The 21,963-nt window shown below is 36.8% G+C and carries 17 protein-coding genes; 2 read left to right on the top strand and 15 right to left on the bottom strand.

Going from position 1 to position 21,963, the window contains the following annotated elements:
- Positions 1 to 24: 24 nt before the first annotated feature.
- The 11 genes from meaB to AC3WJF_RS05480 form a co-directional block, all read right to left on the bottom strand.
- Positions 25 to 1,146: a methylmalonyl Co-A mutase-associated GTPase MeaB gene (gene meaB / locus AC3WJF_RS05530; RefSeq protein ID WP_492450127.1), complete on the bottom strand. Its 1,122-nt coding sequence runs from the start codon at positions 1,144 to 1,146 to the stop codon at positions 25 to 27.
- Positions 1,147 to 3,318 carry a methylmalonyl-CoA mutase gene (gene scpA, locus AC3WJF_RS05525; RefSeq protein ID WP_492450126.1) on the bottom strand — a complete coding sequence of 724 codons (2,172 nt, stop codon included), beginning with the start codon at positions 3,316 to 3,318 and terminating at the stop codon, positions 1,147 to 1,149.
- Between the two features lie 7 nt (positions 3,319 to 3,325).
- On the bottom strand, positions 3,326 to 5,170 hold the full coding sequence (locus AC3WJF_RS05520) for a methylmalonyl-CoA mutase family protein (RefSeq protein WP_492450125.1): 1,845 nt from the start codon (positions 5,168 to 5,170) through the stop codon (positions 3,326 to 3,328).
- A 187-nt stretch (positions 5,171 to 5,357) separates the two neighbouring features.
- Positions 5,358 to 6,638: a dihydrolipoamide acetyltransferase family protein gene (locus AC3WJF_RS05515; RefSeq protein WP_492450124.1), complete on the bottom strand. Its 1,281-nt coding sequence runs from the start codon at positions 6,636 to 6,638 to the stop codon at positions 5,358 to 5,360.
- 20 nt (positions 6,639 to 6,658) lie between these two features.
- Positions 6,659 to 7,642 carry an alpha-ketoacid dehydrogenase subunit beta gene (locus AC3WJF_RS05510; protein WP_492450123.1) on the bottom strand — a complete coding sequence of 328 codons (984 nt, stop codon included), beginning with the start codon at positions 7,640 to 7,642 and terminating at the stop codon, positions 6,659 to 6,661.
- Positions 7,643 to 7,666: 24 nt separating this feature from the next.
- Positions 7,667 to 8,665 carry a thiamine pyrophosphate-dependent dehydrogenase E1 component subunit alpha gene (locus tag AC3WJF_RS05505; protein WP_492450122.1) on the bottom strand — a complete coding sequence of 333 codons (999 nt, stop codon included), beginning with the start codon at positions 8,663 to 8,665 and terminating at the stop codon, positions 7,667 to 7,669.
- Positions 8,666 to 8,754: 89 nt separating this feature from the next.
- Positions 8,755 to 10,179 (bottom strand): dihydrolipoyl dehydrogenase, encoded by a 1,425-nt coding sequence (lpdA, locus tag AC3WJF_RS05500; RefSeq protein ID WP_492450121.1) that lies wholly within the window; start codon positions 10,177 to 10,179, stop codon positions 8,755 to 8,757.
- Between the two features lie 20 nt (positions 10,180 to 10,199).
- Positions 10,200 to 11,309: a butyrate kinase gene (gene buk / locus AC3WJF_RS05495; protein WP_492450120.1), complete on the bottom strand. Its 1,110-nt coding sequence runs from the start codon at positions 11,307 to 11,309 to the stop codon at positions 10,200 to 10,202.
- A 132-nt stretch (positions 11,310 to 11,441) separates the two neighbouring features.
- On the bottom strand, positions 11,442 to 12,539 hold the full coding sequence (gene bcd, locus AC3WJF_RS05490) for a branched-chain amino acid dehydrogenase (protein ID WP_492450119.1): 1,098 nt from the start codon (positions 12,537 to 12,539) through the stop codon (positions 11,442 to 11,444).
- A gap of 16 nt (positions 12,540 to 12,555) precedes the next feature.
- Entirely contained in the window at positions 12,556 to 13,461 is a 906-nt protein-coding gene (gene yqiS / locus AC3WJF_RS05485; RefSeq protein ID WP_492450118.1) for a phosphate butyryltransferase, read from the bottom strand.
- Positions 13,462 to 13,655: 194 nt separating this feature from the next.
- A complete protein-coding gene (locus AC3WJF_RS05480) occupies positions 13,656 to 15,719 on the bottom strand; it encodes a sigma-54 interaction domain-containing protein (RefSeq protein WP_492450117.1) in 2,064 nt (687 codons plus the stop codon).
- Between the two features lie 291 nt (positions 15,720 to 16,010).
- Here AC3WJF_RS05480 and AC3WJF_RS05475 point away from each other — a divergent pair, with 291 nt between their 5' ends.
- Positions 16,011 to 16,250, top strand: a complete 240-nt coding sequence (locus tag AC3WJF_RS05475; RefSeq protein ID WP_492450304.1) for a DUF2627 domain-containing protein — start codon at positions 16,011 to 16,013, stop codon at positions 16,248 to 16,250.
- Positions 16,251 to 16,297: 47 nt separating this feature from the next.
- On the opposite strand, the gene AC3WJF_RS05470 is transcribed toward AC3WJF_RS05475, so the two are convergent.
- Positions 16,298 to 17,044 (bottom strand): glycerophosphodiester phosphodiesterase, encoded by a 747-nt coding sequence (locus tag AC3WJF_RS05470; protein ID WP_492450116.1) that lies wholly within the window; start codon positions 17,042 to 17,044, stop codon positions 16,298 to 16,300.
- A gap of 305 nt (positions 17,045 to 17,349) precedes the next feature.
- Here AC3WJF_RS05470 and AC3WJF_RS05465 point away from each other — a divergent pair, with 305 nt between their 5' ends.
- The gene (locus AC3WJF_RS05465; RefSeq protein WP_492450115.1) at positions 17,350 to 17,550 is read left to right on the top strand and encodes a cold-shock protein; all 201 of its coding nucleotides are present in this window, start codon (positions 17,350 to 17,352) and stop codon (positions 17,548 to 17,550) included.
- Between the two features lie 184 nt (positions 17,551 to 17,734).
- On the opposite strand, the gene spo0A is transcribed toward AC3WJF_RS05465, so the two are convergent.
- From spo0A to recN, 3 genes are all read right to left on the bottom strand, one after another.
- Positions 17,735 to 18,523: a sporulation transcription factor Spo0A gene (gene spo0A, locus AC3WJF_RS05460; protein ID WP_492450114.1), complete on the bottom strand. Its 789-nt coding sequence runs from the start codon at positions 18,521 to 18,523 to the stop codon at positions 17,735 to 17,737.
- A gap of 269 nt (positions 18,524 to 18,792) precedes the next feature.
- Positions 18,793 to 20,088, bottom strand: coding sequence for a SpoIVB peptidase (gene spoIVB / locus AC3WJF_RS05455; protein WP_492450113.1), 1,296 nt, complete (start codon positions 20,086 to 20,088; stop codon positions 18,793 to 18,795).
- Between the two features lie 162 nt (positions 20,089 to 20,250).
- A complete protein-coding gene (gene recN, locus AC3WJF_RS05450) occupies positions 20,251 to 21,963 on the bottom strand; it encodes a DNA repair protein RecN (RefSeq protein ID WP_492450112.1) in 1,713 nt (570 codons plus the stop codon).

Raw genomic sequence — 21,963 nt, 5'->3', positions numbered from 1 at the left:
ATTTCCCTTTTCTATAATATACATTTATTTTTTATTGTTTCCTTGATATTTTTGAAAGAGATGATCGACTGCATTAGAAACCGTTATTGATTCATTCATTACTGCATCCTGAATCAGCGGAAGAGATTGCTTTATCTCTGAATGTTGGAAAAAGGAATTCTCCAACCGCTCACGAATCATAGCAAACAACCATTCTTTAATTTGTAATTGGCGCCTTTCTGTAAAAATCCCGTTATTTTTCGTCTTCCTTATAAAAAGTTGAATAATTTCCCATAATTCTTGAATCCCATCACCATTTAAAGCAGAACAAGTATATGCTTTTGTTTCCCAGCCTCTCGTTGCAGGCATTAAAAAATGAAGAATTTGGTTATATTCGCGTTTCGTTTTCTCAGCTAATTTTTTATTATCACCATCTGCCTTATTTACGACAATAGCGTCTGCTAGTTCCATTATACCTTTTTTCATGCCTTGAAGTTCGTCACCCGCACCTGTTATAGATAAAAGCAAAAAGAAATCCACCATGCTTCTAACCATTACTTCACTTTGTCCAACTCCAACTGTTTCCACAATGATAATATCGTATCCTGCAGCTTCACATGCTGTAATACTTTCCCTCGTTTTTCGGTGAACACCACCAAGTGTACCTGTAGACGGAGATGGTCTAATAAAAGCATTGGGATGTCTCGCTAATCTCTCCATCCTCGTTTTATCACCGAGAATACTACCGCCACTAACAGTCGAACTTGGATCTATGGCAAGCACGGCTACCTTATGCCCTTTTTCACAGAGAGAATAGCCAAATTCCTCAATAAATGTGCTTTTCCCGGCACCTGGCACTCCAGTAATGCCAATTCGTATAGATGGGAATGGATTTTGGAGTAAAAGATTCAATAGATCTTGTACCATTTGATAATGCTGCTTTGCGTTGCTCTCAATTAAAGTGATGGCCTTGGAAAGCATGATACGGTCCCCACTAATTAATTTTTGTGCTAATTCCTCAATCGGAATATCAATACTTTTTATTTTTCGAAATTTCTTTTTACTAGATGCATGAAAACCATCATGTGACGATTCAACTCCAGGCATATAAGACGTTGAAAACGACTGATTCGATTCCGACCATTCTGGACTTTTTCGTCCTGTCATCTATTCCATCACTTCCTCATAGCCAAGGCGACGATAAATTTCTTCAATAACTTTTTGTGCAGCAACCGGTATGACGGTTCCTGGTCCAAAAATCGCTACCGCTCCATTTTCTTTTAAGAAAGGATAGTCCTGTGCTGGAATAACTCCGCCAATTACAACGATGATATCCTCTCTGCCGATGCTTTTTAGTTCATTAATCAATTCTGGTAAAAGTGTTTTATGACCTGCAGCTAGGGAGCTTACACCAATTACATGAACATCGTTTTCGGCAGCCTGCCTAGCTGTTTCCTTTGGTGTTTGAAATAATGGCCCAATATCAACATCGAATCCTAAATCCGCAAACGCAGTAGCAATGATTTTGGCACCACGGTCATGACCATCCTGTCCCATCTTCGCAATTAAAATCCGTGGTCTCCTGCCCTCGTTTTCCATGAATTGCTTCGTCATGTCCATTACTTCTGCAATTTCCTCGTCATTTGAATAATTAGAGCCGTAAACGCCTGATATAGACCGGATCACTGCTTTATGTCGTCCTGATACCTTTTCAATAGCATCAGAAATTTCACCAAGTGTAGCCCGTACTCTTGCTGCTGCGACTGCTATTTCTAATAAATTGCCTTTTCCTGTTTGTGCTGCTTCTGTCAAAGCTTCAATTGTTTTTTGAACTTCCTCCTCATTTCTGTTAGATTTTACATTCTGCAGCCTTTCAATTTGTTTTTGTCGAACAATTGCATTATCAATATTAAGGATATCAATCGGTTCCTCTTGTTCTAAACGGAAGCGATTCACTCCAATAATGGTCTCTTGCCTAGAATCGATAAATGCCTGCCTTCTTGCAGCTGCTTCTTCGATTTTCATTTTCGGAAGACCCGTTTCAATTGCTTTCGTCATTCCTCCTAAACTTTCGATTTCCTCGATATGTTCCCACGCCTTTTTCATTAATTCATCTGTAAGTGATTCGACATAGTAGGAACCTCCCCATGGATCGATTGTCTTTGTAATTCCTGTCTCCTCTTGCAAATAAAGCTGTGTATTTCGGGCAATGCGAGCAGAAAAATCAGTAGGGAGGGCAATCGCTTCATCCAAGGCATTGGTATGAAGCGATTGGGTATGCCCCATTGCAGCTGCATGTGCCTCAATTAACGTACGAATGACATTGTTATATGGATCTTGTTCTGTTAGACTCCACCCTGAGGTTTGAGAATGAGTTCTTAATGCCAATGATTTAGGATTTTTCGGATTAAATTGTTTCATCAATTCTGCCCAAATCCGTCTCGCTGCCCTCATTTTTGCAACTTCCATAAAATAGTTCATCCCAATTGCCCAAAAGAAGCTTAAGCGTGGGGCGAAGGAGTCAATGTCGATGCCCGCTTTTAGCCCTGTTCGCACATACTCGAGACCATCTGCAAGCGTGTACGCCAATTCGATATCCGCTGGCGCACCGGCTTCCTGCATGTGATAACCGGAAATAGAAATGCTATTGAATTTCGGCATTTTTTTAGAAGTAAACTCAAATATATCTGCAATAATTCTCATTGACATTTCAGGAGGATAAATATAGGTATTACGAACCATGTATTCTTTTAAAATATCATTTTGAATAGTTCCAGCAAGTTTTTCAGGGCTTACTCCTTGTTCCTCTGCAGTAACAATATAAAAAGCCATTATCGGCAAGACGGCGCCATTCATCGTCATTGATACAGACATTTGCTCTAATGGAATACCAGCAAATAATATTTTCATATCTTCTATCGAATCAATGGCAACTCCTGCTTTTCCAACATCACCTGTTACCCGCGGATGATCGGAATCATAGCCGCGATGTGTTGCTAGATCAAAAGCAACAGATAAGCCTTTTTGCCCCATTGCTAAGTTTCTGCGATAAAAGGCATTACTTTCTTCCGCTGTTGAAAAACCGGCATACTGTCTTACTGTCCATGGTCGATTAACGTACATGGTTGGGTATGGGCCCCTCGTAAAAGGTTCAAGGCCAGGGAGATCTTGGAGATGTGAAAATCCTTCCATATCAGCATTCGTATACAATGGATTTATTTTTATTTTTTCATTTGTCATATAACCTGAAGATTGCTGATTGATAGGATATTTATTTTCTGTTGCTGTTGTATTTTCTAAATCACCAAAAGGGTGGATATCCTGAAAATTTGGCTTCATTGCTGTTTTACACCTCCCATAAATTCAATAAAGATGTGATTTTTTCAACGATATTTTGATGTAGATGGATTGTGTCGGTTATTCCGCTATTGCGGTAACTTTCCAATTCCACTGCAGATAGTTTTCCTGCAATATCTACTTTAATGGCAGGATAATTTGCTTTTAGCCATTCTCCTATGCTTTGCCCATAATTTTGGTACAATTCATCTGTACCACAAATGCAATAATATTGGAACTGGCTTTCCTCTACATATTTTTTGACATCCTCTAGGCTAATACAGGAATTGCTCCAGTTCGTTTTAATTCCTCCTGTAGCTAAAACACCTGTAACAAAATCTGCCCTTGGTTTATAATCCTTTAATACACCGAGACAAATTAATCCTGCACTCAAATGGCTTCCTTTTGACTCCAAATTATAGGCACGTTCTCGCAATTTCTCTATTGGCTGTGACATTCTAATTGGATAAATAGGAATCATATTACCTTTTTCTTTTTTATGTGAAAAATCAACAAATGAAACCTGTTCCGCTGGATTTGCATAAACATTCGTTCCAATAACAGATTGTTTCCTTCTTTCCATATCTAGAAATCTACTATTTAGGATTTGACTAATTTCTTGTTGAATCCATCCTGATTTTAAACCCTCAACTATTCCCCCTAATGCATCTATTTTTTGGAATAGCTCCCATGCCTTTTCAATTAATTCATTTGTCAATGACTCTAAATAATAAGATCCGCCAGCTGGATCTGCCAACTTGCTAAGATGGGCTTCCTCTTGTAATATTAACTGCGTATTTCTGGCAATTCGCCCTGAAAAATCACTATTTTCTTGATAAACTTCGTCATAAGGTGAAACATGTAAATATTCGACTCCTCCTAGAATAGCTGCGAAGGCTTCATTTCCAGCTCGAAGCATATTTACATAAGGGTCTAATACTGACTTTGTAAAGGTGGATGTCTCAGCACTTAATGTAACAGTATTTGTGGATTGCGGTAATTCATATGCCCTTGCAATCGTTGTCCAAAGTGCTCGGAAAGCTCTTATTTTTGCAATTTCCATAAAAAAGTTTCCGCCAATAGCAAAGTGAAAAACAAGCTTTTTAACCGTTTGTTCAGGTTGCCATTGATAATTTTTCATATATTCGATATAAAATACAGCCTCTGATAATGCAATTGCCAGCTCTTGGACGGCATTTGCTCCACCATTATGATATGGTGTGGTATCTATTAAAATTGTTTTGATATTTGGTAATGTTTCATTTGCATGTAAAACCTGTGTACTCCATTCTTTTAATAACAGATGTTGCTCAACATCTAATTTTCCTTTATCGAGATGACGAGAAATCGGATCTGTGGCAATCACTCCAAAAGGTGCAGGGGATTTAAGTTTAGCTACTTTATCCGCTAAAATGTCAAAATGATATGCCGTCAATAAGAATATGGGAGTTTCATCAGTATTAAAATCCGATAAATCAACGTTCTCCACGTCATTCAAAAAATCAACATCAAAGGATAGTGTTTCCTGGCCATTTTCGATTGCACTCGTTAATAAAGTTTTAAGCTCCTCCCAGTATCCCTTCTTGATTTTTTGTGAAATATGCCATGATTTATGCTTATCGCCAACCGAATCAAATCCACGTATTCGCAACTGTGAGCCGGGATATTGATCGATTTTTGCAAACTCTAAGTCCTCATTTGTATATAAAGGTTTTAATTTGATGTTTTCATATGTTTCTTTATTTAATGAATCTATTGTTTTGTTTTTGAATGAATTTTGTACTAAATCAATCCAATCATTGGTAGTGTAGGTGGGAAATGTTTGCAAACCTAAATCTTTTTGATTTGTTGACATTTAGTAATGCCTCCTTCTCCAGGGTTGTAACCGATTTCAATTACCTGAAAATAAAATGGAATTAGAATTTACCTAATATTATTTTAGTATAAAAATGAAATAGATTCCATCAACATCAAAAAAATTTTTAAAATTGAGGTCATTTCTAAAAAATAAAAAAACCGCTGATAGGCAGCGGTTTTCTTTATTAATAAACTGATGTATTCTCTTGTGTTATATTTTCTAGATTGGCTTTTATTCTTTGTAAGAAACGGCCACAAACTAAACCATCCAAAACGCGGTGGTCTAATGACATACATAGGTTTACCATATCGCGAACAGCAATCATCCCATTATTCATGACAACAGGTCGTTTCACGATGGACTCGACTTGAAGAATGGCAGCCTGCGGATAATTAATGATTCCCATTGATTGGACAGAGCCAAAAGAACCAGTGTTATTCACAGTAAACGTTCCACCTTGCATATCATCAGATTTTAAAGTTCCAGTTCGAACTTTATTCGCTAAATCAAATATTTCGCGCGCAATGCCCTTGATAGACTTATCATCCGCATTTTTGATAACCGGAACGAATAATGCATCATCAGTTGCAACTGCAATAGAAATATTAATATCTTTCTTTTGAATAATTTTATCTCCTGCCCACATGGAATTAATTTGCGGGAATTCTTTCAGAGCCTGTGCAACTGCTTTAACGAAGAAGGCGAAGTAAGTAATATTAAAGCCTTCACGCTTTTTAAAGTCATTTTTTATAGAGTCTCGATACCCTACAAGATTTGTTACATCCACTTCCATCATTGTCCATGCATGTGGTGCCTCATGCTTACTGCGCAACATATTCGCTGCTATTGCTTTTCTTACTCCAGTTACAGGGATTTCAATATCCCCTGGCATAACAGGAATATTCGGTGCAGGAGCTGATGCTGCAGTTTTAACTGGTTCAGCAGCTGGTGCAGTTTTAGCAGCAACTGGCTGTTCAATCTTCTCTTCGATTGGTGCAGGAATAGTTCCCGATTCGATTATTTTCAATAAATCCTTTCGGGTAATACGTCCTTCCTTACCAGTGCCTTTAACTTGCGAAAGATCAATATTATGTTCTTGAGATAACTTCAAAACAGCTGGAGAATAACGTACTTTTCCAGTATTGTTTGTAGTAACTTCTGACGCAGAAGGTGCTGTTTCTACATTAGCAGACTCATTTCCCTTTGTACCTGATGATTCTCCACCCTCTACCTCAATTGTACAAATAATTTCGCCAACAGCTAATGTATCCCCTTCTGCTGCTATTATTTCTTTTATAACGCCTGTAAAGGAAGATGGAACCTCCGCATTAACCTTATCTGTCATAACCTCTGCAAGTGGGTCATATTTATTTACTTTATCACCAGGAGAAACGAGCCATTTACTAATGGTACCTTCTGTAACACTTTCTCCTAGTTGAGGCATAGTTATGTTTTCAATCGCCATGTTTGATGAACCTCCCTCTCTTAATATTCAGCAAGTTCCCTCATTGCTTTTTCAACTTTTTCAGGATTAACCATAAAGAATTTTTCCATTGTTGGTGCATATGGCATAGCTGGTACATCTGGGCCAGCCAAACGCATAATAGGTGCATCAAGGTCAAACAAGCAATTTTCAGCAATGATTGCTGAAACCTCACCCATGATGCTTCCTTCTTTATTATCCTCTGTCAGTAGAAGTACTTTTCCAGTCTTGGAAGCGGCTTCGATAATTGCTTCTTTATCAAGCGGATAAACAGTACGTAAATCTAAGATATGTGCTTCAATTCCGTCCTGAGCTAATCGTTCGGCTGCTTGTAGGGCAAAATGTACACAAAGTCCGTATGTAATAACGGTAATATCCTCACCTTTTCGTTTTACATCCGCTTTTCCTATCGGTAGTACATAATCATCCTCAGGTACTTCTCCTTTGATAAGGCGATATGCACGTTTATGTTCAAAGAACAGAACCGGATCCTCATCACGAATAGCAGCTTTTAATAACCCTTTTACGTCGTATGGAGTAGATGGCATCACAATTTTTAATCCTGGTTGATTAGCAAACACAGCTTCAACAGATTGTGAATGATATAAGGCACCGTGGACACCACCACCATAAGGTGCGCGAATGACGATTGGACAACTCCAATCATTATTAGAACGATAACGTATTTTTGCTGCTTCTGAAATAATTTGGTTCACTGCAGGCATAATAAAATCAGCAAACTGCATTTCCGCAATTGGTCTCATCCCATACATAGCGGCACCGATACCAACCCCAGCAATTGCAGATTCAGCCAACGGGGTATCAAGCACGCGATCTTCTCCAAATTGATCATATAAACCGTGTGTTGCTTTGAAAACCCCACCTTTTTTTCCTACATCCTCACCTAAAACAAATACTTTAGAATCGCGTTCCATTTCCTCACGAATAGCCATTGTTACAGCGTCAATATATGAAATTACCGGCATTCCTTTTCCCTCCTATTCTACTTTTTATTTTTCCTCAGCATATACGTAATCCAAAGCTGATTCCGGATCTGCATACGGTGCATTCTCCGCATAATCAGTTGCTTCATTTACGATTTTCATAATACGATCATTTATTTCTTTTTCTAATTCTTCATTCATTACGCCAACCTCTTTTAGATAGTTAGCAAATGTGAAAATAGAATCTTTTTCTTTTGCTGCATCTACTTCTTCTTTGGAACGATATGTGCGATCATCATCATCAGATGAGTGTGCTGTTAATCGGTAAGATACTGTTTCAACAAGAGTAGGACCATCACCGCGTCTACCGCGATCAGCAGCCTCTTTCACCGCTTTGTAAACTTCAAGAGGATCGTTTCCGTCAACCGTTACTCCTGGCATTCCATATCCAATTGCACGATCAGATACATTTTCACACGCTAATTGCTTTTCAATCGGCACGGAAATAGCATACTTGTTATTTTCACACATAAAAATAACTGGAAGCTTATGAACACCAGCAAAGTTGGCGCCTTCATGGAAATCCCCTTGATTGGAAGATCCTTCACCAAATGTTACAAAGGTAACGAGATCTTTGTTCTCCATTTTGCCTGCTAGTGCAATTCCTACAGCATGTGGTACTTGAGTTGTTACTGGCGATGATCCAGTTACGATACGGTTTTTCTTTTGCCCAAAGTGCCCAGGCATTTGTCTACCACCTGAGTTCGGATCTTCTGCTTTAGCAAATCCAGAAAGCATTACTTCTGTTGGTGTCATACCAAATGCTAATACAACACCAAGATCACGATAATAAGGCAGTACATAATCTTTTTCAGTGTCTAGTGCGAAAGCAGCCCCTACTTGCGCAGCCTCTTGTCCTTGACATGAAATTACAAAAGGAATTTTTCCAGATCGATTTAATAACCACATACGCTCATCAATTCGTCTTGCCATTAGCATAGTTTCATACATTTTTAAAACAGTTTCATCACTTAATCCAAGTGCTTGATGACGATTTTCAGCCATTTTACTACCTCCTATTTTAAAAAGTTTAGTAATTGTTTAACGTAAGTAAGCCTATCGGCTAGCGGATGAGCATGGCACTTCCGCTTTTCTTAACCATGAATTGCTTTTCCATCTACTGCCAAGGCAGCCTCACCAATTGCTTCGCTTAATGTTGGATGCGGATGAATGGTATGTGCGATTTCCCAAGGAGTTGCATCAAGAACACGTGCTAAGCCTGCTTCAGAAATCATATCTGTTACATGTGGACCTATCATATGTACACCCAATACATCATTCGTATCTTTATCTGCAATGATTTTCACGAAACCATCCGCTTCACCATAAACAAGAGCTTTTCCAATTGCACGGAAGGAAAACTTACCTACTTTGACATTATATCCTTTTTCATTTGCTTCATCTTCAGTAAATCCTACACTGGCCATTTCTGGATTGCTATAAATACATTTCGATATTAGTGAATAATCAATTGGTGCTGGATTTTCATTTGCAATATGCTCAACTGCAGTGATGCCTTCATGTGAGGCAACATGCGCAAGCTGCAATCCCCCAATTACATCCCCAATCGCATAAATATGTGATTCCTTCGTTTGGTAAAACTCATTTACTTGAATGAATCCTTTTTCAACAACGATATCGGTATTTTGCAATCCAATATTTTCTGTATTAGCAGCACGTCCTACAGATACAAGAAGTTTTTCAGCAGTGAATTCTTTCTTTTCACCATTCAATTCAGCACTAATCGATACCGAGTCATTGCCTTTTTGTAGTGTTTCGGAAAGAACCTTCGCACCTGTAACGATGTTTACACCTTTTTTCTTCATTAAACGCTGAATTTCCTTTGAAATATCCTTATCTTCTGTCGGCACTATACGGTCTGCATATTCAATAACGGTTACATCTACACCGAAATCGGAAAGCATGGAAGCCCATTCAATCCCGATAACTCCTCCACCAACAATTATAATAGATTTTGGAAGTTCTTTAAGTTCTAATGCCTCATCGGATGAAATAACACACTCGCCATCTATATCTAAACCAGGCAGAGATCTTGGTCTAGAGCCTGTAGCGATAATGACATTTTTCGGAATAAGCATTTCATTTTCCTCACCCGTTTTTAATTCTACTGAGATTGTTCCGGGCATAGGTGAAAAGATGGAAGGTCCTAATATCGTTCCGCTTCCTTCAAAGACATCAATCTTACCTTGCTTCATTAAATGTTGTACGCCCTTATGAAGGGTATCAACTATACCATTTTTTCTTTCTTGGACGCGATCAAAGTTAATGGATACATCGGTTGTTACTACTCCAAATTCTTCGCCCTTTTTTGCAGTTTTATAAACTTCAGCGCTTCTAAGCAATGCTTTGCTCGGAATACAACCACGATGAAGACATGTACCACCCAATTTTCCTTTTTCCACAATCGCAGTCTTTAAACCTAGCTGTGAAGCACGGATAGCCGCTACATAACCACCCGTTCCACCACCTAATATGACTAAATCATACTCTTTTGCCAAAATGGGGTCCTCCTCTATTATCAGTTTTTCCCTGGATAATCTTTTGCGTTTTCTTCGCCACTTAAAACCCTTAATGCCCCTTCCGCTAAAGCTTGGAGCTCATTTTCACCAGGGTGAATAATTACATCCGCTATCCAGCTAACACGTTCGCTAATTTCATGAACAAATGATTTTCCATATGCCAGTCCGCCAGTTAATACGATAGCATCAATTTTACCCATTAATACTGCACTAGCAGACCCAATTTCTTTTGCTACTTGATATGCCATCGCATCATAAATAAGCTTAGCATTTTCATCGCCGTCTGCAATCTTTTCTTCAACCTTGACCGCATCATTCGTTCCTAAATATCCAACGAGACCACCTTGACCAACTAATTTCTTGGTCAACTCATTTCGATAAAATTCTCCTGAATAGCATAGATCAATTAAATCCCCAGCAGGAACTGTCCCAGCTCTTTCAGGACTAAATGGCCCTTCACCGTGCAGCCCATTATTTACATCTATAACTCTTCCATTTTTATGGGCGCCAACTGTAATCCCGCCTCCCATGTGGACGACGATTAAATTCAGTTGTTCATAATTTTTCCCTAATTGGTTTGCCACTTTTCTAGCTACGGACTTTTGATTTAAAGCATGAAAAATACTTTTTCTCTCTATAAGAGAAAATCCTGAAATGCGCGCTAGTGGCGATAATTCATCCACCACAACAGGATCCACGATAAAGGATGGAATATTTAAGCCTTTTGCGATTTCATAAGCAATAATACCACCGAGGTTAGAGGCGTGCTGACCGGAAAAACCAATCCGTAAATCCTCAAGCATCGCTTCATTTACGGAATAGGTGCCTCCTTCAATTGGACGAAGCAATCCACCTCGTCCACATACTGCACCAAGTTTAGAAATATTAATTCCTTCTCCATCCAATGTTTCTAGTATGGTTTGCTTACGAAATTCATATTGGTCAATTACATTTTCAAACTTTTGTATCTCATCCGTTTTGTGACGGATTGTTTTTTCTAGAATTGAGTTCTCATTTTCAAAAATACCTATTTTAGTCGAGGTTGACCCTGGATTTATAACTAGTATTCTGAAATTGGTATCTGTCAATGACAAAGCTGTTACCTCCATTTGCTGTACAGAAAGGATTCATCATCCTTGATATGAGCAAGAAACGCCTCACTTATAGCAATAAAGGGTATAAGGCATTTTGCCTAAACCGCAGAAGAAAAGCTAGAAGTGAGGCGTTTTGCAAACCTATAATTATGCGCGGTTATTCAAGATGTGACGGCCATTTAACAAGAACTGACTTCTTGACTTAGATACTTTGGCAATTCTTTCTTCAGCCATTCTATCTGCAGCAACATATGTTGGGATACCATCACGTTTTGAAATTTCAATGACTTTTTCGATGCTATTATAAATACCTTCAACCTTCTTCATAGCACGATCTCGATTATATCCATAAAGTTCATCGGCAACATTGATTACCCCACCAGCATTTATAACAAAATCAGGCGCATATACGATACCCATTTCATGGATTTGATCACCATGACGTGTTTCTCTTAACTGGTTATTAGCAGAACCCGCAATAACTTTAGCTTTTAATTGAGGAATCGTGTCATCATTGATAATGGCACCAAGTGCACAAGGTGCAAAGATGTCACAATCAACACCATAAATTTCATTAGGGTCAACCGCTTTTGCTCCAAATTGTTCCACTGCACGCCCTACTGCTTCTTTATTAATATCAGTAACGATTAATTTAGCACCTTCTTCATGTAAATAACGGCACATTTCAAAAGCAACATTTCCAACACCTTGTACCGCTACAGTAAGGCCTTCTAATGAATCTGTACCGAAAGCTTCTTTAGCAGCAGCCTTCATTCCTACGTAGCAACCGTACGCAGTAACTGGTGAAGGATTTCCTGAAGAACCAAATGCAGGTGATATTCCTGTTACAAAATTTGTTTCCTCATGAATTAGGTCCATATCGGCAACGGTTGTACCAACATCTTCCGCAGTTATATAGCGTCCATTTAATCCTTGAATAAAGCGTCCAAAAGCACGGAACATTTCTTCACTTTTATCTTTTCTAGGATCACCTATAATAACGGTTTTTCCTCCACCGAGATTTAAACCTGCAGCAGCATTTTTATATGTCATACCGCGAGCCAAACGAAGTGCATCTTCGATTGCTGCCTCTTCAGACTCATATGTCCACATTCTTGTCCCACCCAATGCCGGTCCAAGAGTCGTATCATGAATAGCAATAATTGCTTTTAATCCAGATTGTTCATCTTGACAAAATAAAAGCTGTTCATAATCATATTTTCCCATGTATTCAAAAATTTTCATTATAATTTCCCCTTTATCATTTTTTAGTTGAACAAATTGCTAAAGCAAGAGAATATAATTTGCTTTTTGCACTATCAGATCTTGATGTTAAAACAATTGGTGCTGTTGCTCCCGCAATCATCGCACCCACCTGTGCATTTGCAAAATAAATCAATGATTTATATAGTGCATTTCCTGTTTCAATATTTGGGACGAGAAGTATATCTGCAGAACCAGCAACATCTGTTTCAATTCCTTTATGTTTTGCTGCTTCTTTAGATACAGCAATATCAAGAGCTAATGGTCCTTCTAATTGGCAACCGCTCAAACGCCCATTTTGATTCATTTCGTATAATGCATGTGCATCAATCGTTGCTTGCATATTCGGATTGACCACTTCCACAGCAGCCAACGCAGCAACTTTCGGATTTGAAATACCAATCGCATTTGCAAGTTGTACCGCGTTTTGAACAATTTGTTCCTTCTGTTCAAGATTCGGTGCAATATTCATAGCAGCATCTGTCAAAAGAATAAAGCGCTCATAGCTTGGCACTTCAAAAACTGCGATATGTGATAATACCTTACCAGTTCTTAATCCATAATCCTTATTTAAGACTTCCTTTAAAATCGTTGATGTCGCAACATTCCCTTTCATTAAAACAGTAGCTTCATGATTTTTGACTGCCATGACAGCCTGAGTACATGCCTCTACCGAAGAATGAGTATGTTTAATCAAAATATCATTATTGTCCAAAAGATGCGGTGTGTGTTCACTTAATAATAAATGAATTTGATCAGAATTACCAAACAAGATAAATTTCGCTAGTTTATTTTCAACTGCTAATGAAACTGCTTCAAGTACTTCGGTATCTTCTGCGACAGCAACTGCAACGGTTGCCTCATCAATTTGGGTTGCCCTATTGATTAATACGTCTAAATCCATTCTTGTTGCTTCAACCCCTTTTCATTCATTTTCATCAACATTTTAATTATAATGCAATTATCGTACCAACTTTAAATTTTTAACAACATTTTTCATAAAAACCTTTAACTGAACGTATTTCTCCGCAAAAATATCCATAAATATTATCCAACATCTTTTTTACACACCGTGCAAAATTATTCACACTATGATAATTATTGCATGTCAGCGTTTGCAAGATTGTATTTTTCTAATTTGTAGTATAGATTTCTTACTGATATTCCTAACTTTTTTGCAGTGGCAGTTTTGTTCCCGTTATTATTTGCTAGAGTTTCTTTTATAACTTGGCTTTCAAAATCTTCCACCATTCTTGTTAAATCTTTATCTTTTTCGGGTAAATTAGAAGGATATGATTTTTGATCTTTATTAAGGGATAAAAAATCTAAATGTGTAACATCAATATTAATTTCACTGTAGTCCATAAAAATGATGGCGCGACCTAAAATGTTTTCTAATTCTCGAACATTTCCTGGCCAATCATAGTCCATTAACAAACTTAGTGCCTTATGTGTAACTCCTTCTATGTTTCTTCCGTAATCACGATTAATTTTTTGAATTAGTCGTTCACATAGAAACGGAATTTCTTTCTTTCTGTTTCTTAATGGCGGTATTTGTATGGGCATCCGATTTAGACGATAATATAGGTCTTCCCTGAAGGAACCGCTTGCAATAGCTTTTTCCAAGTTTACATGGGTCGCAGCAATCGCCCTAACATTAATTGGAATCGGCTTTGTGCCACCAACACGAATTATCTCATTTTCTTGTAAAACACGTAACAATTTAGCTTGAGTATTAATACTTAACTCACCAATTTCATCCAAAAAAATACTGCCATTATTTGCCTCTTCGAATAAACCTTTTTTTCCCCCTCTTTTCGCACCAGAAAATGCCCCTTCTTCATAGCCAAATAATTCACTTTCTAGTAATGATTCTGAAATTGCAGCACAATTTACACGAATAAACTTATTGTATCGCCTGTCACTTGCATTATGTATTGCATGTGCAAACAGTTCCTTGCCAGTACCTGACTCTCCTCTTAGAAGAATGGTTGCAGGTGTTTTTGCTGCTAATTTTGCTTGTTCAACAGAAATATTCATTTCCTCCGAATGACTAATAATATCAGCAAAAGTATATTTAGCCTCTAAGGTACGGATGATTTGTCGTGCTAAATGAAGTTCCTTTGTAAGTGACTGAATTTCTGTCACATCATGAATGACACCGACACTCCCTTTAAGTTTCCCATTTACAATTATAGGTGCCACATTTACAATCACTTCTTTTTTCATTGGTCCTACACGCATTTTCGCGCCACGAACAGGTCTTCTTGTTTGCAGAACCTTAAAATGCATACTTTCCCCTTCTGAAATGTCTGCAGTTGCAGGTTGTCCAATTACTTGTTCTTCTGATAAACCTGTAATTCGTGTGTACGCAGGATTAATTAAGATACCGCGACCATATTCATCCACTACGGAAATAGCGTCATCGCTAGATTGAATAATTGCCTCAAGCATTGTTTGAATTTCTTTTAAATTTGTAATTTCTTCTGCAAGGGCTACTACTTCAGATACATCTTTAAAAACAGCAATGGCACCGATAACCTCATTATTATCATTAATCATCGGAATTCTTGTTGTAATAATTTTCTTGCCATTCTTTAATTCTGCTTCTTGATTTGTTTCGATTCTTCTCGTTTGAATTATTCTTAATAATTTGCTATTAGGAATAACTTCAAGAATATGACTCCCAACAGCTTTGGTTATCGGCGCTTCTGTCATTCGTTCAGCACTGCGATTAAAGAAAATTATGGTTCCTTCCTTATCGATAACTACCATTGCCTCATCTGTAGAATTTAATATCAATTGATGTTTATAGGTTTCATCTTTAAGCTGCTGAATTAAATCTTCTTTCTCCTCTAATAATTTCGCAACTAGATAGGCTATACTTCCAGGAATAAGCACCGTTTCCTTCTTACAATTGCTCAGTATATCTCGATATACTTGTTCATTACCCGTTACTTCCACAATAAGATCAATGGTATCATCAATAAAGTTTCTCCATTCTTTTCCAACTGTGATTCCATAATCTCTTGCGTATTTAATTCCAATAGCATTTTCATTTGGATCCGTTACGGCGACTACATTGAAGACATGGCTATCCTTTAATATTTTCAGGATGGCTTTCCCGCCTTTTCCACCACCAACTACTAAAACATTTTGCAATTTTTTTCCTCCTGAAATTGCAATATTTTTCATACCTATATTGTAAGGAAAAAGTGTTCACTTGACAAATTTATTGTGTATTATATCATTTTCTTAGGTAAGGCTCATTTCTTAAACTTCGTTACAAATTTTATGAAAAAAGATTCTAGCCATCCGTATTCGACTTAAATAGGGTAGCCTTTTAAGAATAGATGCCCCGAAACTAGGGCTAATTCAGGATTTAAAACAAATTACAAAAAACAATAATCTATACGAAAGCAGCCCAGTTTAAAACAGTAAGGAGTTTTTATGATGATAAGATTGATCGCATTGCTCATCTTAGTAATACCAGGTATTTTTGCTGCGATAGGAATAAAATTAATGAGAGACATGCTGTTTGGAATAATACAACATCCTTTCCCTTATTTATGGCTTCAATTTTTAGTAGGATTTATTTTCTTTATCGGAGGATTGGGCTTTGTTACTGGGTTTATCTTTTATCGTGACCGTAAACGTAATAAAGTACAGAAACGTTTTAGTAAAAGAGTTTAATTTATTGACGAAAAAAAATCTGCATATCAATCCATGCAGATTTTTTTCTATTTATGTTTTCGATAATCTTCCCTTATTTGTATAGCCTGTTTTGGAAAATCAGTTATGATCGCAGAGCAAGAAAGATTTAACAGCCTTTTTATATCCTTTTTTTTATTTACTGTGTAGGGACGAACTTGGATCCCATATTCCATTGCAGATATAATAATGTCATCCGATGCAATTTTATAATTTGGATGAATCGCTGTAGCATGTAAGGATGATGCATATATCCAAGGCATAAACAATCCATCTGAGTACAATGGAGCGATTTCTATTTCCGGTGCTAAACGATAGCAATGAATGATAGAATAATGATTAAAAGAAGAAATTATTACTCTCTCTTCATAATGATAGTCACGGATCAATTGGATAACCTTTTCTTCTATTAGCGGATATTCAATTTTCGCTGTTTTTAATTCAATATTACATAGGAGATTATTCCCTTTCATCCAGTCAAAAACTTCTCTTAAGGTAGGAATATGCGGTGCCTTAAAAAAAGTTTTGAGAGATTTGGAATGATAGCTGGCATTTAATTTTTGTAAATCTTTCAAGTAAAAATCTTTCACGAATCCTTTACCATTTGTTGTTCGGTCCACTGTTTCGTCATGAATAACGATAATTTCACCATCTTTAGTTAACTGAACATCAAGTTCAATCCCATCAGCACCACTTTTTTCCGCTGCTATAAATGCATCCATCGTATTTTCTGGATATGTACCGGCTGCACCACGGTGAGCAAAAATGAGGGTCATGCTGTCACATCCTTTATCATTTTTGATTCCTTATTGAATATTTTATCTAAAGCTTGCCGAGATAAATATTAAGAATTCCCAAAATATAAGTGAAATTATTATTTATTATCTTTCATTTTATTCTAACATTCCGAAATAAGGAAATAAAAATGAAGTTACTTGCTTAATATTAAAAAAACTGGTATTCTTAAGAGGAATTATTTTTGTTCGGTATGTAAGGAGTAGAAAGTATTTAAAACTTATCGCCTAATATCACTTGAGCAAGGATAGTAATACATGTGTGTAACACAGTAGGAGGAAACAAAATGACACAAGGTACAGTTAAATGGTTTAACAGCGAAAAAGGCTTCGGTTTCATCGAAGTTGAAGGCGGAGACGATGTATTCGTTCACTTCTCAGCGATTCAAGGCGAAGGTTATAAATCACTTGACGAAGGTCAAAAAGTAACATTTGAAATTGAGCAAGGTGCACGTGGCCCTCAAGCTGCTAACGTTCAAAAAGCTTAATTTTAAAAAAGAAAAACAGACTCTTTTCGAGTCTGTTTTTTTATTGGCTTTGTTAATAATTATTGTTGATTTTCAGCCTTATGTGTACACGTGAATGACTTTTATTCGGTACGAATAACTTTAGTGAACGTGTACACATAAGGCTGTATGAGCGGCAACAATATTATTTAACAAAGACTTTTTATTAACTTGCTTTGTGCTCCAAACGCAGTTTATCAGCAACCATCGCAATAAATTCTGAGTTCGTTGGTTTTGCTTTAGACATACTTACTGTATAACCGAATAAGGAAGAAATGGAATCAATATTACCACGACTCCAAGCAACTTCTATCGCATGACGAATAGCTCTTTCCACACGACTGGCAGTAGTATTGTATTTCTTAGCAATATCAGGATATAGTACTTTTGTAATGGAACCTAATAATTCAATGTCATTATAGACCATAGATATTGCTTCTCTTAAATATAAATAACCTTTAATGTGTGCTGGTACACCAATTTCATGAATGATACTTGTAATACTGGCATCTAAATTCTTTGTCTTTGTTTCACTATGGGTTCTTATGGAGGATGATGATCTTTTAATGACAGAACTTGCTTTACCACTCACTTGGCGTATTTGATTTGCTAAGTTTTCCATATCAAATGGCTTTAATATAAAATAAGATGCGCCTAGTTCAACTGCTTTTTTCGTAACATCTTCTTGACCAAAAGCCGTCAGCATAATTACGTTAGGCATTGAAGACAGATTTAATTCTTTCAGTTTTTCTAACACACCAAGTCCATCCAAATGAGGCATTATTATGTCTAATATAAGTACATCTGGAGCAGTCTCTTCAATTAATTCTAAGCATTCTTGGCCATTATATGCTGCACCAGATAATTCCATATCTTCTTGAGAAGAAATAAACTCTTCCAATAGTAAGACTAGATCACGGTTATCATCTACAACAAATACTTTAATTTTCTTCACTAGCAGTTTCCTCCTCGGTTTTTATCCCTTAACATTTTGTACTATAAACATTTTCGACAATTGGATTTAAAATCCTTCTATTTATTTGAAATTTCTAAAAAAAATAAGTTTTTCTCTCGTTTTCTCTAATTTTCTCTTGTTTTCGACCGATTTCGCTATAACAAAATACATTTGTCGAAAAATCTTTATTTTCATCATATCATATTTAATTAAGCATCTCTATGGTTAAAACAATAATTAAAGAAAAAGCAAGCTGAAGAATGACTCTTTCAGCTTGCTTTTTCTTTATTGTTATAAATGTTTATACCAGCTTTATTTAACATCCACTCAATATGAACTCCATATCCAGATGTTGGGTCATTCACGAAAACATGCGTTACAGCTCCAATCAATTTTCCATTTTGGATAATCGGGCTGCCACTCATTCCCTGTACAATTCCCCCTGTCTTCTCAAGGAGTTTTGGGTCTGTGACCTTAATAATCATCCCTTTTGTAGCAGGAAATTTTTGCGGGACGGCGCTAACCACTTCAATGTCAAACGCTTCGACTTTATCTCCATCTACTACAGTTAATATTTTTGCTGGTCCTTCTTTTACTTGGTCAGATAATGCAATTGGTAATGGTTTATCATATTTACCATTCTGAATCATTTTGTGTAAATTACCGAATATCCCAAATGGACTGTTTTGTTGTATATCACCGATTACTTCACGATCAGATGAAAAACGCGCTAGTTTTTCACCAGGATTTCCATTACTTCCTTTTTCAATAGATGTAACGGTTGATTTTACAATTTGTCCGTTTTCTACAACAATTGGTTTTTTTGTATCCATGTCGGAAATTACATGTCCCAATGCTCCATATTTTTTCGATTTTGGATCAATGAACGTCATTGTTCCAATGCCCGCTGCCGAATCCCTAATATACAATCCTAACTTATAAATATTTTCCGTTTTATCCTTTTGAGGTTCAATTTGTGTATTAAATTTTCCTGAGTCCCGTTGAATCGTTACTTGAAGAGCTGTACCGCTTTCTCCAGCTTCTTGAACAAATGGCGCTACATCGGACATTTGTTCTATCGTATGTCCATTCAATTTTGTTATAATGTCTCCGACTTTTATCCCAGCTTGATCTCCTGGTGATACCTTACCGTTTTTCGTATCAACTAAGTGATGTCCTACTACAAGCACACCCTTTGAATTTAATTTAACACCAATTGATTGTCCCCCAGGTATAACTCGGAAGTTTTTTAATACATTCACATCTACTTTTTTGATTGGTAGACCTGCTAACTCAAGAAAAAATTCATCTTTCCCAGCCTTTTTTCCCATAATAGTAAACGAATGTTTCTCATTCTGAACATTTACATTGTCCCTGGAGTTATTAATTTTCGTTGACACTTCAGCCGCTTTTGCGTAATTTATTTCATCACCTTTGAATATTGTGACACTTTTTGGAATGTGGAGATATTCTTGAAAAGGTTTTGAAAACCCTATAAAACAAAGTGAAACAAGGAGAAATCCACCTAACATTTTTCTAAGAAGTTCCCATTTCAAACTTTTCACTCTCCTCGCTTCTAGTCCACACACATATTACATTATCTGTATTTGGCTCTGTAGCAGAAATAAACTTCTTTCTTTTTAATTGCTACAGTTTTAATTTAGCCTTGAAACGCTCGAAATATAACAAAAGCTTATGAAAAAAAGCTACCCATTATGGATAGCTTTTCAAGTACCTTTAATCGTATAGGCTAATTCAATTAATTCTTTAGCATGTTCCTTTGTAACATCTGTGATTTCCACTCCAGATATCATGCGGCCAATTTCGTTAATTTTTTCTTCATGTGATAAGTGCTTCACAGTAGTTCTCGTTCTGCCATCTATCATTTCCTTCATAATAAATAAATGAGTATCAGCCATTGCAGCTACTTGAGGTAAATGTGAAATACAAAAAACTTGAGAATCGGCAGAAACTTGATGTATTTTTTCAGCGATTGCCTGGGCTACACGACCGCTCACTCCAGTATCCACTTCGTCAAAAATAATAGATGTTATACCTTGATGTTTAGAGAAGATCGTTTTTAATGCAAGCATCATTCTGGATAGTTCTCCTCCTGAAGCAACTTTCGCTAGTGGCTTTAATGGCTCTCCAGGATTTGTAGAGATATAAAATTCAGCTATATCTAGTCCTTCCTTCCTAAAAGGAATATCTTGCATATCTACATAATTTTCAGCCCTTTGGTGGAATCTAACCTCAAAGATGGTTTTATCCATATAAAGCTGTTTTAATTCATTTGAGATGGCATCCTTTAGTCTCTTAGCCCAAATTTGTCGCAGATCACTTAATTGCTTACCTTCGAGAAACAAATCCTTTTTTAAGGTTGTTAACTTTTTTTGTAACTGTTCAATATGACTTTCACGGTTCGTAATCGTTTCAATTTCTTCTTCAATTTTCGCACTATACTCTAGTATTCCCTGTATTGATTGTCCATATTTTCGCTTCAATTGATTAATTTCGTTTAGTCTCGTTTCAATTTCATTTAAACGATCTGGTTGAAATTCAAGTTGATCCAATTCGTCGCTAATACTCCTCGTTAGATCCTCAAGGGTATAGAAACAGTTCGAAATAGAGTCCAGCATCGGTTCATAATCTTTATTAAGCTCAGCTGCCGTTTCCATTTGACTCATTAATAAGCTAATCCAATCTAGTCCTCTATGTTCTCCTTGAAGGGCATCGAAACTCGTTTTTAATGCGTCAAATAACCTTTCAAAATTCATTAACTTCCTTTTTTCTTCCATTAACTCTTCATCTTCATCTAACTTAAGGTTTGCATTTTGTATTTCTTGTAATTGGAACTGAATGAGATCTAAGCGATGAGCCATTTGTTGTTCGTTTTCACTAAGCTTACGCAAACGTGTTAATGTTTGTTCGTAATGTTTGAAAATCTCACTATAGTTTTGGGAAGCCTTTTCAATATCCGGCTTTCCGAATTGATCAAGTAACTGTAAATGTAAAACATCATTCATTAATTCTTGATGTTCATGTTGACCATGAATATCAACCAATGTGCTGCCAATTTCTCGTAAAACAGATATTGTCACGAGTTTCCCATTTATGCGGCAAACATTTTTCCCATTGGTAGAAATATCTCGGTGAAGAACAATCATGCCATCTTCCAGCTCTATTCCGAACTCACGAGCCCGTTCCACACATGGATGCTCATTACTTTGAATTGAAAATAACCCTTCGATTTCGGCTTTTTTTTCCCCATGACGAATAAATTCAACTGATCCTCTTCCACCAACAAGTAAATGAATGGCATCAATAATAATGGATTTCCCAGCACCAGTTTCTCCTGTTAATGCAGTTAATCCTTTATCAAACGATAAGTTGATTTCATCAATAATCGCAAAATTTCTAATTGTTAATTCTTGCAGCAA

This window comes from Heyndrickxia sp. FW510-T9 (genome assembly GCF_058781025.1).
Note: the sequence above shows the minus strand (reverse complement) of the source record. Positions and strands in the feature narration are given on the sequence as shown.